General features: G+C 38.4%; 13 protein-coding genes. 3 read left to right on the top strand and 10 right to left on the bottom strand.

The genetic code is table 11. The annotated features are described in order from the left end of the window. Positions 1-215: 215 nt before the first annotated feature. The 4 genes from J2Z32_RS16145 to J2Z32_RS16130 form a co-directional block, all read right to left on the bottom strand. Positions 216-1,466 (bottom strand): aspartate kinase, encoded by a 1,251-nt coding sequence (locus J2Z32_RS16145; RefSeq protein ID WP_210090215.1) that lies wholly within the window; start codon positions 1,464-1,466, stop codon positions 216-218. A gap of 160 nt (positions 1,467-1,626) precedes the next feature. Continuing rightward, a complete protein-coding gene (gene efp, locus J2Z32_RS16140; protein ID WP_210090214.1) occupies positions 1,627-2,184 on the bottom strand; it encodes an elongation factor P in 558 nt (185 codons plus the stop codon). A gap of 76 nt (positions 2,185-2,260) precedes the next feature. After that, a complete protein-coding gene (locus J2Z32_RS16135) occupies positions 2,261-3,337 on the bottom strand; it encodes a M24 family metallopeptidase (protein WP_210090213.1) in 1,077 nt (358 codons plus the stop codon). A gap of 95 nt (positions 3,338-3,432) precedes the next feature. After that, entirely contained in the window at positions 3,433-4,011 is a 579-nt protein-coding gene (locus tag J2Z32_RS16130) for a YqhR family membrane protein (RefSeq protein WP_210090212.1), read from the bottom strand. A 158-nt stretch (positions 4,012-4,169) separates the two neighbouring features. Here J2Z32_RS16130 and J2Z32_RS16125 point away from each other — a divergent pair, with 158 nt between their 5' ends. Together J2Z32_RS16125 and J2Z32_RS16120 are read left to right on the top strand one after the other, a co-directional pair. Next, positions 4,170-5,174, top strand: coding sequence for a DUF1385 domain-containing protein (locus tag J2Z32_RS16125; RefSeq protein WP_425343012.1), 1,005 nt, complete (start codon positions 4,170-4,172; stop codon positions 5,172-5,174). A gap of 7 nt (positions 5,175-5,181) precedes the next feature. After that, the gene (locus J2Z32_RS16120; RefSeq protein WP_210090211.1) at positions 5,182-5,502 is read left to right on the top strand and encodes a hypothetical protein; all 321 of its coding nucleotides are present in this window, start codon (positions 5,182-5,184) and stop codon (positions 5,500-5,502) included. Between the two features lie 66 nt (positions 5,503-5,568). Here the strand turns inward: J2Z32_RS16120 and J2Z32_RS16115 are convergent, their stop codons facing one another. The 6 genes from J2Z32_RS16115 to J2Z32_RS16090 form a co-directional block, all read right to left on the bottom strand. Continuing rightward, positions 5,569-6,540, bottom strand: coding sequence for a patatin-like phospholipase family protein (locus J2Z32_RS16115; protein WP_210090210.1), 972 nt, complete (start codon positions 6,538-6,540; stop codon positions 5,569-5,571). A gap of 82 nt (positions 6,541-6,622) precedes the next feature. Next, positions 6,623-8,254 carry a family 10 glycosylhydrolase gene (locus tag J2Z32_RS16110; protein WP_210090209.1) on the bottom strand — a complete coding sequence of 544 codons (1,632 nt, stop codon included), beginning with the start codon at positions 8,252-8,254 and terminating at the stop codon, positions 6,623-6,625. Between the two features lie 134 nt (positions 8,255-8,388). Further along, positions 8,389-8,814 (bottom strand): transcriptional regulator MntR, encoded by a 426-nt coding sequence (gene mntR, locus J2Z32_RS16105; RefSeq protein ID WP_210090208.1) that lies wholly within the window; start codon positions 8,812-8,814, stop codon positions 8,389-8,391. Positions 8,815-8,964: 150 nt separating this feature from the next. Further along, positions 8,965-9,768: a metal ABC transporter permease gene (locus J2Z32_RS16100; protein WP_210090207.1), complete on the bottom strand. Its 804-nt coding sequence runs from the start codon at positions 9,766-9,768 to the stop codon at positions 8,965-8,967. Positions 9,769-9,839: 71 nt separating this feature from the next. Then, positions 9,840-10,589 carry a metal ABC transporter ATP-binding protein gene (locus J2Z32_RS16095; RefSeq protein WP_425343013.1) on the bottom strand — a complete coding sequence of 250 codons (750 nt, stop codon included), beginning with the start codon at positions 10,587-10,589 and terminating at the stop codon, positions 9,840-9,842. Positions 10,590-10,693: 104 nt separating this feature from the next. Continuing rightward, positions 10,694-11,755, bottom strand: a complete 1,062-nt coding sequence (locus tag J2Z32_RS16090) for a metal ABC transporter substrate-binding protein (protein ID WP_210090205.1) — start codon at positions 11,753-11,755, stop codon at positions 10,694-10,696. Positions 11,756-12,013: 258 nt separating this feature from the next. Here J2Z32_RS16090 and J2Z32_RS16085 point away from each other — a divergent pair, with 258 nt between their 5' ends. Further along, on the top strand, positions 12,014-12,823 hold the full coding sequence (locus J2Z32_RS16085; protein WP_210090204.1) for an undecaprenyl-diphosphate phosphatase: 810 nt from the start codon (positions 12,014-12,016) through the stop codon (positions 12,821-12,823). Positions 12,824-12,921 lie beyond the last annotated feature (98 nt).

Genomic DNA, 12,921 nt, shown 5'->3' with positions numbered 1-12,921 from the left:
ATCCCTTTTTATAAGGTTCGCCGTTCTTTAGGCGACCTCAAAATTATGTTTACTCCTATGAGATACAAAGCGAGCACAGAAGGATTCTGGAGAAGTGAAACGTTCGTATTTAAAACCAGATTACAACGATTAAGTTGTGTAAAAGGAATCTGGTTTTAAGAAACGATCGTAAGAACCTTCTGTGTGAGCGCCTTACTTACATTAAATGTCCTAACCTAGCGGCGATCCTTCCCACCAATGAATGCCTGACCCTCTGAATCCAATCCATAAGCAGTATGAAGTGCAATAACAACCTCGTTTAGTTTATCACTTTCAATAACACAGGATGTTTTAATTTCAGAAGTACTCACCATCTTAATATTAACACCTTGCTTGGAGATAACATCAAACATTTGTGCTGCCACACCTGGATGACTAATCATGCCTGCACCAACGATGGATACTTTGACCAAATTTTCTTCAGAAGTCACTTCACTAAAATTAACCTCTGATGCAATACCTTGAATCACTTCAAGTGCCTTTTTACGGTCGGATAAAGTGGTCGTAAAGGAGAAGTCAGCTTTCCCTTCCAAGTCTCCACTTTGTACAATAATATCTACGTTGATGTCCGCTTCTGCAAGAGAGCCAAACACCTTGGCAAGTACGCCCGGAACATGGGAAACCCCCAAAATGCTAATTCGAGCTACATTTTTATCATATGCGATCCCACTAACAACAACGCCCTGCTCCATACTAACTTCCTCCTTCACAACAGTACCCTCATTATGATTAAAGCTCGATCTTACGACGAGACAGACCTGATGATGCTTCGCATACTCCACAGCACGCGGATGAAGCACAGCCGCACCTAGATGGGCTAGCTCTAGCATTTCATCATAAGAAATTTCCTTTAGCTTACGTGCATGCTGAACCATACGTGGATCTGTAGAATATATACCATCTACATCTGTATAAATTTCGCAGAAGTCAGCAGAGATTGCAGCAGCTAGTGCAACAGCAGTTGTGTCTGAGCCACCACGGCCAAACGTTGTAATCTCTCCATCCTCCGTCATGCCTTGGAAGCCAGCAACAATAACGATGTTGCCTCCTTCAAGTGCTGATACAACGCGAGTTGGCACAATATCTGTAATCCGTGCCTTGCCATGAACTGGCTCTGTACGAAAGCCTGCTTGCCAACCTGTATAAGAAACGCATTGACGTCCAAGAGCACCAATTGCGATGGATAGTAAAGACATTGAAATTTGCTCGCCTGTTGTCATCAGCATATCCATTTCACGCGCCATTGGCTCGGCGTTCAGTAGTTTTGCTTGATCGATTAAATCATCCGTCGTATCACCCATAGCAGATACAACAACAACAACCTGATGTCCTTCATCTTGTTTTTCAACAATACGTTTTGCTACTGATTTCATTCGCTCTATAGTACCTACTGAGCTACCACCAAACTTCATAACATATAAAGCCAAGTTAGACCCTCCTAATCATCATTGCCCAATACAAATATACGCTTAGTTAAGTAACGCTTTAAACTAGTATAATACGAAAGCATGCACCTGTGTTAATCATTTTCAAAAAAAATTCCTCCATCCGCAAAAGATGGAGGAGGATGACCAAAGCTTTTACTTCCTATGCACGAGAAACGTATTTGCCTTCACGTGTATCAATAATAAGCACATCACCTTCATTAATAAACAAAGGAACCTGTACGTTTAAGCCTGTTTCTACTTTAGCATTTTTAGTTGCACCCGTTGCTGTGTTTCCTTTAATACCTGGTTCTGTTTCAACAACTGCCAATTCAACACTGTTAGGAAGGTTAATACCAAGGATTTCGCCTTGATAGCTAACAATTTTAACGTTCATATTTTCTTTTAAGAAATTAAGCTCCCATTTTAATTGGTCTGCGCTTAATTCGAATTGATCATAAGTTTCGTTATCCATAAATGCATGTTGGGAACCACTTGCATACAAGTATTGTACCTCACGGTTTTCAATAATTGCACGTCCAATCGTTTCACCTGCACGGAAAGTTTTTTCCACGGTGTTACCATTACGAAGGTTTTTTAATTTAGAACGAACAAACGCCGCACCTTTACCTGGTTTTACGTGTTGGAAATCAAGAACTGTAAAAATATCACCATCTACTTCTACTGTTAAGCCTGTTTTAAAATCATTAACTGAAATCAATAAGAGAACCTCCCTGAAATAATTTAACCAACATATGTTATTAGATTAACTATTGTTGCTACTTAATTACATTCATTTACTTAATCATTTTAAGTTCTTTGCTGGATTCTGTGAGTCTACGCATGCCGGTTTCAGTAATGACAACATCATCTTCGATCCGCACACCACCAAAACCTGGAATATAAATTCCTGGTTCCACAGTAACAACCATACCAGGCTGTAAAATGGTATCACTCAGCTTAGACAATCTTGGCGCTTCATGAACCTCCATACCGAGTCCATGACCTGTACTATGACCAAATTGATCTCCATAGCCATAACGACTAATAATATCTCTGCATAGTGCATCCGCTTCACGACCCGTCATACCTGGACGTAGGTGATCTAATGCATATAGCTGAGCCTCCAGCACGATGTTATAGATTTCACGATGTTTAGCGGTTGGTTCACCCATAACAACGGTTCTCGTAATATCAGAGCAATATCCGTTCATCATCAACGCGCCAAAATCCATTTTCACAAATTCATTGTTTCCAATGACACGTTCACTTGCTACACCATGTGGCAACGCAGAGCGTTCACCTGACGCAACAATCGTATCAAAGGAACTGGATGCTGCACCGTTTTTACGCATGAAGATTTCCATCTCAAGTGCCATCTCAAGCTCTGTTACGCCTGGCTTTAATACCGTTAGCATATGCATAAAGGTCTGATCCGCAAGGTCTGCTGCTTGCTTCATCAAAGCAAGCTCCTGGTCATCCTTAAACATACGTAACTCTTCTACTAAACCAGAGACAGGTTGTAGCTTGACTGGGGCAAGCTCTTCTTCATAGGTACGGAAGGTTGCATAAACTACATGATCTTGTTCAAATGCAAGTTTGTCAATTTTGTTATCATTTAGTAATTGTTTAACCGTATCAATCACATTGGCAGCATGCTCAACAATTTCAAAGCCTACTGCCTGATGAGCAGCCTGTACCATATAACGGAAGTCAGTAATCAAATATGCTTTATGACCTGTAATTAAAACATAACCTGAGCTTCCCGTAAATCCCGTCAAATATCGGCGGTTCACCTCTCCAGTGATCAAAACAGCTTCTAGCCCTTGCTTTTCAAGCAATTTACGAAGCTGGACAACACGAGTGTTCGCCATCATTGTACGCTCCTTAACTTTATCATTCTTATCTCAATTTCCCGAGAATTAGCCAAAAGTAATTTTAACATACAAGCAAGTCACTTGAGAAGCTTTTATTGTAGGGAGGGCTTTTTAGGTTCTCTTTTTCGCTCATCCGTAAATTCAACCGCCGCAGTATAACCGATAAATAACCCCCACAGCAAATACAGACAAAACTCTACTACCATCGTATTGATCGATAGTTGTATAAAAGGAGGTGTCATCCCCGTCATTGGCCCTGCAAGCAGAAAAATAATACACCACCATAACACACCGTATAACATGCCAGGTAAAGGTCCCTTTAATTTACGAAACAAAAAAACATAAATCATCGTAGCCACAATCGAAAACAGCGTAAAAAATCCCCAGCCTGTGTAATGGCCTGGTGTGGACAGTAAAAAGGAATGCTTAAAAAAAGGTTCAACTAAATAACCCGGTACTAAGGTTGTAAAGCTCATGTAGTAAAAAAATCCTTTTACAGCCCCCCAGATTAGCCCTGCAAAAAAACCGATATTTAATGAAAACAAAAAGAGATTTGTGTTACTTTTTCCCTGTTTTTTAGCATCATTTTTTTTACCCTTCTCTACCTTCTTTTCCTTCTTCTCCGTTGAAGAGTCTTGATTTTGTTGACTTTGTTCTATATTTTCATTCATATCTTTCATCCTTTCACTGACGTTCACCAAACTTTGGCTTAATATGAAATTAGTATGACCAATTCAAAAAAGACTAACCAAACTAGAATTTGACTCTAAAGTTCGTTACAATAGACTCATAAGTGGAAGTAATCTTTTATTAGGGAAGGTGAAGTGTTTTGCCTCAAGAAATAAGGCCTAATATTTATGGTGGCCAAGCAGTGATGGAAGGCGTTATGTTTGGTGGCAAACATGTTAATGTAACTGCCGTTCGTCGTAAAAGCGGAGAAATTACATTTTTAGAAGTTCCAAAAAATGATAAGCCATGGGTACAAAAGCTTCGTAAAATCCCGTTAATACGTGGCATAGTAAGTATCATTGATTCCAGCGCCAAAGGTTCAAAGCATTTAAACTACTCTGCTGAGGCAATGGCTGAGGATGAGACTACACCTGAGGAATTTGCTAAACAAAAGGAAAAAGAGGATTCTAAGCTTTCTTTGACCATGATCGTTGGTGTTGCGATTGTTGGTATTCTTTCCTTTATAATGGGTAAAATTATTTTTACATTAGTACCTGCTGTACTGGAGCAATATTTATTTCAGCACGCATTTCAAGGTTACGTTTTGCATACCTTAGTTGAAGGCATTATAAAAATCTTTTTATTGCTAATCTATTTATGGGCGATATCCCAAACGCCTGTCGTCAAGCGCCTATTTCAATACCATGGTGCTGAGCATAAGGTAATTAGTGCTTATGAAGCGGGTGAGGAGTTAACACCTGCAAATGTACAGAAATATAGCCGACTGCATTATCGTTGCGGTAGTAGCTTTATTATTTTAACGGTAATAGTTGGTGTGATCATTTATTCCTTATTTACATGGGATAATGTATGGGAACGTATGTACATTCGTTTATTATTATTACCTGTAGTCATTGGAGTTTCCTTTGAATTACTTAGATTTACGAATTCAGTTCGTGACATTCCTGTACTTCGATTTCTTGGCTACCCAGGTCTGTGGTTACAGCTTCTTACAACAAAAGAACCTAACGATGAGCAAGTTGAAGTGTCCATTGCCTCTTTTAATCGGATGAGAGAAGTAGATGAAATGATTGAGAAAGGATTAGCTTTAGAACCTGCAAGCTCTTCAGTAGAGCATTCTTCTTTGGACCCTGTGAAAGGATGAGACAAGCATGAGAAAAGGGCGTATCATATTTTGGACTGCAATTAGCCTTGCAGCTATAGGTTTACTTAGCACTTTTATTGATAAAAACGGGATCAATTGGATGCGTTTGCTGCCCCCCCTCATCGTAATTGGTGGTGTGTGGCTACTGTATAAATTTCCTCCTAATAAATTCAAACAGCGCAAGACGCCTAAAGTGAAGCCTTCTGCTCGTACCATGGCTAAAGTTGCAAATCAATCACGGCCTTCTGGGGACAGACGTAAGCACTATCCTTTTCAGGTAATTGAAGGACAAAAGGGTAAGGATGGAGACCATCCTAAATATCATTAATACAACAATCATGACGTGAATTTAAATAAAAAATGATGCTGGAGTGCAACCTCTCAGCATCATTTTTTATTTTCTTCTTTCTTTCTGATACTTCATAAATTGCTCCTCATAAAACTTCGTATTCCATTCTTCAAAGAAGTTCTCACCTGCAATAATTCCTGACTCATACAATAGCAAGCTTTCCTCTTGATCAATATCAAATTGAGTTGTGCTCACACCTAACGTAGGAATTTTAATTGTACGATAACGATTATATTGTTCAATATAACGCTCATCATGTGCAGACAACATCGTTTCGACGATCGCTTGCAGCATACTAAATGGACCTTTAATAATATGTGGCTGGTTAGCATTTTTACCAACCATTTGAAAACCCACAGTAGGAATTGGTTTTCCCGCACCTTTAATATCCCCATCCTGATCAAACAACCACAATGGGAAATTACTAAGCAAACCGCCATCAACGACGTATAAAAACTGGGATGAAAAAGATTTCCCTTTCGTATACTTTAATGGCAATCGCAAGCGTACAGGATCAAAAAAATAAGGAATGCTACAGCTCATTCTTACGGCTCTAGCTACTTCAAATGTTTCCGTATTCATGCCAAAACGTTTTAAATCATCGGGAAGCACCAAAATTCTGCCATTTGTAATATCAGAAGCAATAATTCGTAGCTTTCCTTTCTCTAAATCTCCAAATGTGCGAATACCTTTCGCTTTTAACGTTTGACGAATCCATTCCTCCAAGGCTTCCCCTGAATATAAACCGGACTTTAATAGTACACGTAGAGCAGGACCAATCACAGACGTATTAAAAATCGGCGCTCTCTTCAAAAAGGTAGTGAATGACGTCGTTAATATAATTTCTTTCATTTCTTCAGCGTTATATCCTGCAGCGATCAAAGCCGCAACAATCGAGCCTGAGGATGTCCCTGCAACACGGTGGAATTCAAATCCAAACTTTTCAGCGGAATGTACAGCACCAGCTAAAGAGATGCCTTTAACGCCTCCACCTTCAAACACACCATTGATGAGCATAAATTAAACAGCCCCCATCTACACATAGAAGTCTTTACTCTTATGTATGAGAATGGGGGCTGTACCTATTCGCTTTTCTTATTTATTTACTTTCATAATAAGACTGTAACAACGGAAGAAGTCCTAGCGTGTTTCTCATTAAATCCTTTGCACTAAAAAACACACTACCTTTAACCTCAGGCAATCGTTCATTATAATACAACTCATTAATAATTTCTTGAGCTGTGTTCCAGCCAATCTCTGGTGTACCGAGCTTATAAGCTGCATGACCAATATACAGCTTCACATTGGTTCCCTTCACTTGATCTGCCCACCAATTTGTGATTACATCATAACGAACCTCACTACGTGATAAACTCCAATAAACTTGAGGGATCACATAATCAATCCACTCATTTTTAATCCATAAACGGACATCTGCATACGTGCTATCGTAAGCCGACATGCCTGCTTTTGTATCAGAACCAAGTGGGTCACTTGCCTTGTTGCGCCATACACCAAATGGACTCACACCATAAGATATCGAAGGTTTTACAGCATGAATTTTTTGTCCAAGCTGCTGTACAAACGTACTGATGTTATCTCTACGCCAATCGCCCTTATTTCTTATATTTTTATCATTATACATTGCATAGGTGCTATCATCCCCAAACGTATTACTTTTTGTTTCGCCTGACGGATAAAAGTAATCGTCCATATGCACACCATCAATATTGTAGTTGTTAACAACTTCCATCACTGCTTCTATAATATGTTGTCTTGCTTCAGGAATACCTGGGTTAATATAAGACTTACCCCCATATTTAACAATCCACTCTGGATGTGCGTTCACTACATGATCATTAGTTAACTTACTAGTATCACTACCTGTACTTGCTCTAAATGGGTTAAACCAAGCATGAAACTCCATTCCACGCTTATGTGTCTCATCAATAATAAATTGTAAAGGATCATAGCCAGGATCTTTCCCTGGTGTACCTGTTAACACATTTGACCATGGAACAATAGTTGAAGGATAAATGCTGTCTGCCGAAGGTCTAACTTGGACAAATACTGTATTTATACCACTTTGAGCTAGCTTGTCTAGTAGTGCGATATATTCATTTTTTTGCTTCTCTTCATTACCGCTAGCAGCTTGGCTAGGCCAATCAATATTAAAGACTGTGGAAATCCACACGCCCCGCACACCTACTTCACTTACCGGCTTAACTCCTGACACAGTAGCTGGAGGTTTGGTTTGACTTCCATTTCCACTATTGTTTTGTCCATCATTTCCTCCTACATTAGAGGTTAACGTAATTATTTTATCATTTCCATTCCATGCCACTTCAAGACCCAGCTCTTCACTTACAAAACGAAGCGGAAGCATCGTACGGCCATTCACAAATTCAACCGATACATCTAAGGCAACTTCTTTCCCATTCACTACAGCTGTGTTAGCCTTAGGTGTTAAAACAATGATATTACTATCCTTTTGTATCGTAATATTTTTGTTCGTAGGGGTAATTGTTGCACCAATTCCCTCAGAGATAATACGTGCAGGCACCATCGTTATTTTCTCTGCTGGCTTAATATAAGGAGCTGTATCACTTACTAAAGATTTGCCGTCCAAAAAGATTTGGATCTCTTTATTGGAGCTTGCTTGCACTGTTGCTGCAGCTTGCCACACCATAATAAAGGCTAGCAAAGGCACCAACCACTTTTTTACTCTCATCTTTTTCCTCCGTTCCTAAAGTTATGCTATATATAGTAAACGCTTGTCACCCACTAAGAGTTGCGCTTTTGCTAACAAATATATAGAAAAAGAAAAAAAGCACCTACCCTAAAAAAGCAGCAGATGCTTTACCTCTATGATTCAGCCAAAATCTCTTCGTGTACACGCTCAAGATCTTGAACTCTTGTCTGATCACGCTTAAAGTATTCAACAAGTGTAGAAATACGAGTAATAGAATCCCAGCTCAGATGGTGCTCAATGCCTTCTACATCTTTATAAATATTTTGTTCATTTACACCAATCATCTCTAAAAACTCTTCAAGTAGCTGATGTCGATCCACAAGTCGCTTACCAATCTTCTTCCCCTTGTTTGTTAACACCAACCCTCGATATTTCTCATAAATCAAATATTCATCCTTGTCCAATTTTTGAATCATCTTGGTAACGGATGAAGGATGAACTTCCAAGCCCTCCGCAATATCGGAGACTCTCGCGTATCCTTTCTCATCAATGAGCTTATAGATACGCTCCAAATAATCCTCCATACTAGGCGTTGGCATACTTCGACAACCTCTTTTCCATGAGTTAACAATACCTTTTGCAGTAAGGCTAGCTTCAGTTAGCTTTACACAATCTATTTTAATGATACATGTTTAACTCGTCCGTTGGCAAGTGCAGATGTGCACAAACAACATTTTTGCTCATCTTCGTTATACTCGCAAACTGCGTTTTCCTAATAAAGTGAGTATAAGCATACAAATGAGCAATAATACAATTGTTGCACCTGGAGCTAAATTTAAAATTCCAGCTACAAGTAAACCTGCTACTACCGCGATTTCTGAAATAATGACGGAAAAAACAACTGAGCTTTTGAAGCTTCTAGCAATAAGTAAACTACATGCCGCAGGAATCGTTAGTAATGCAGAAACCAGCAACGCTCCTACAAATTTAATTGCGGTACTAATCACAAAAGCAGTCATCACTGTAATAAGCATATTTAAAAACTTTACAGGGAGTCCACTTACCGCCGCCGCATCTTCCTCAAAGGATAATAAGAAAAGCTCCTTGAAAAATATGGAAATGACAGCAACCACTAATAACGTAACAACGCCAACAACGTACAGGTCTGTATTTTCCAGCGTATAGATACTGCCAAATAAATAACTATTTATATCGGTATTGATTCCGTTATTTAATGTAAAAAATAGAGAGGCTAATGCAACCCCACCTGACATGATGACAGCAATAGATAATTCCGCATAACCTTTATAAGCCTTCCTCAGCTTTTCAATTGCAAATGAAGCAATAATAGCAAATATTAATCCTGCAGCGATTGGATACATTCCAATTAATAAACCTAAGCCCACACCTGCAATCGTTACGTGAGCGAGGGTATCACCAATCATCGATAATCTTCGTAATACAAGGAAAATACCAATCAAAGGAGCTGTTAATCCAATTAATATCCCACCTGCTAGCGCGCGTTGAAAAAATTCCGCTGTTAAAATTTCCACTCCCTACATCTCCCTCAATCCTTGATCCTGCTAATCTTTATATACAACTATCCCAGCCCGCTGTCTCAACTTTACTCAATTGAATGCTGCAAATCAGGAATTAAACAATCTTGTTCATGTGAATGTCTAACATGGAAGCGAATGGCTCCACACTTATCTACAGGCTCTTGACCTAAATAATCCTCCACCATATCAATATCATGTGAAACCATTAAAAAGGTCATATTATGGTGCTTATGCATATGAAAAATGAGTTCAAAGAAATCATGTTGTGTCTCTGCATCAATCCCCACTGTCGGCTCATCTAAAATGAGCAATTCAGGGTGATTAATTAACGCTCTTGCCAAAAACACTCGTTGTTGCTGTCCCCCTGATAATTGACCAATGCGCTTGTTCGCAATGTCTGTAATCGACATTACCTCCATCGCATCTTGGCATTTCTTTTGTTCCATCGAATTAATTCTTCTAAACAATTTCTTGTTATTGTATAACCCTGATAACACCACTTCCCGAACAGTAGCTGGGAATAAAGGATTAAAGTTATTTTTTTGCGGTACATAACCTATACGTTCCCAGTCCCGAAACTTTTGAATCGGCTGACCAAATAATTTAATATTTCCTTCCGTTGGACGAAGCAATCCCACCATCATTTTTAATAAAGTGGTTTTACCGGCACCATTTGAACCAATCACGCCTACAAAATCTCTCTTTTTAACTGCAAAGCTAAAATCAGAAATTACCTTTTGATCCTGATAAGAGAAATGTATATTTTGTAATTCAATGACATGATCATGATCTTCACAATACACCTCAGAAGCCATGTCTTTTATTTTCATCATCGTTACCCTTCCATCTATAACTTTCTGTAACTCACTAAACTCACAAAACTCACTAAACTTACTATAACCTACGTATATCTATATTTTTATTTTAGCGCTAACAACAGGTTTTCCAAGTTTTTTTCCATCAAAGTATAATAATTTTCTCCAGCCTTCTCCTGTTCAGTCGTTAAGCCTTCAACTGGATTTAAGACTAATGTTTGTACACCTGATTCAGCCGCTAACATTTTTGCTAACTTATCTGATACCAATTCTTCAAAAAAGATATATTTAATTTTCTTTTCCTTCACTAGCTTCGATAAAGCTACAATATCTTGTGCTTTTGGCTCTGACTCTGGGGATAAGCCCATAATTGCATGTTGTGTAAAGCCATAATCACGTGCTAAGTATCCAAAGGCTTGATGAGAAACTACAATTTCCTTTTTACTTGTATTAGACAAAGCTTCTGTATACTTTTGGTCTAATTGTGTTAGCTTCTCTTTTACTTCCTCAAAGCGTTTCTCATAATTAGCTTTATGTTTAGCATCTACTTCAATATAGGCATTTTTAATGTTTTCTGCAATTGTAATTGCTGATTTAGGACTAATCCAAGTATGAGGGTCACTATGCTCATCTCCGTGATCATGGTCATTTTCATCTCCATGTTCTTCTCCATGTTCATGTCCATGCTCGGCAAGATTTTCACCCTGTTCACTTTCATGATCATGACTAGCATCATGGCTATCTTCGTGGCTGTTATTGCCCCCATGATTATGCCCATCATCCTCATTCGTATAAATAAGTGGAATCCCCTTGCTTAACTCGATAGTTTTCACCGTGGATTTAGAATCTATCCCTTTAAGGAAATTAGGAACCCATGATTCAAGTCCTGCACCATTGTATAAAAACAACTGTGCTTTTGAGGTATTTAAAATATCCTGACTGCGTGGCGTCCAGTCATGTGGTTCAACCCCCGTAGGCAATAAATTCATAACATGAGCATCTTCGCCGCCAATTTCATTTGCAAAAAAATAAATAGGATAAAAGCTAGTTACAACATTCACTTTATTCGGATCAATATTTTCATTTGCTTTCGTTCCACAGCCCGCTAAAATTAAAATAAATGACATCAGTAATACAAATGATAGTTTTTTATGTTTAAACAACATCGTTAATCTCCTTTTAATCGTAATTATTACATTTAGAATTATAGAGTTAATGTTTTGCTTATGTCAATCTATTTTAGTGACAAAAATGTAAGTTCATTAAACTTTATGTAAGGAAAATAACAGGAATAGTACTATACCATGGTATAAACTAAGTACATTGGCTAGTAAAATTAATTTGTATTTTTGACAAATGCTAGTTTTACAGCTTAACATAGATAAGTCCAGTTCAAGATCAAAATATGAAAGGAGAGAAACAAATTGGACATCCTGGAGTTAATAAAATACGCTTTTCTGGGTTTAATTCAAGGTTTAACCGAACCAATTCCTGTATCTTCAAGTGCTCACCTAATTATAATGGAAAAGATTTTTGGCATGCATATTGAAGGTCTTAGCTTTGAGGTACTAGTAAATACGGCTTCATTAATTGCTATCGTCTGGGTTTATCGTAAAGATTTAATGGAGCTAATTGTATCCTTTTTTAGATACATAGCTAAGCAAGAGGCACGTGACCTCCCCCATTTTAAAATGGGTATATATCTCATCATTGCCACAATTCCAGCGGGCATACTTGGTACATTATTCAAGGATAAAATTGGAGAAATTTTTAAAGGAATGACCACGATTGGCGTCGCATTGCTCCTTACAGCATTAGCCCTGTGGATCATTCGTAATTTAAGGGGTAAAAAAGGTGATAAGGATCTATCATTACGAGATACTTTAATTGTGGGCTTTACTCAAGCCATTGCACTAATTCCTGGCATTAGCCGCTCTGGATCGACGATTGTCGCGGCAATGCTGCTTGGCTGGAAGCAAGAAACAGCACTTAAATTTTCATTCTTTTTATATATTCCTATTAGCTTAGGTGGTATGGTCCTCACTATAGGAGATCTAGCCAAAGATCCGCAAATTAATCAGCTTATGTTACCTTATGCGGCTGCATTTATTTGCTCACTCATCGCAACTTACTTCTCATTGAAGTGGTTTATGAACATTATGGCTCGTGGTAATCTAAAAGTATTTTCGTTCTACTGTATTCTAGTCAGCTTGGTTGTTTTATTGTTTTTATAATTGTTTGATTAGATTAAATTAATGGCTTGTAGCTAAAGAAAGAGGCTACGGCGCAGAGAGTTGTTACATTCACTGTTAAAGTCCGATTGTCTGGATAT

The organism is Paenibacillus turicensis, assembly GCF_017873435.1.
Taxonomy (GTDB): Bacteria; Bacillota; Bacilli; order Paenibacillales; family Paenibacillaceae; genus Fontibacillus; species Fontibacillus turicensis.
Note: the sequence above shows the minus strand (reverse complement) of the source record. Positions and strands in the feature narration are given on the sequence as shown.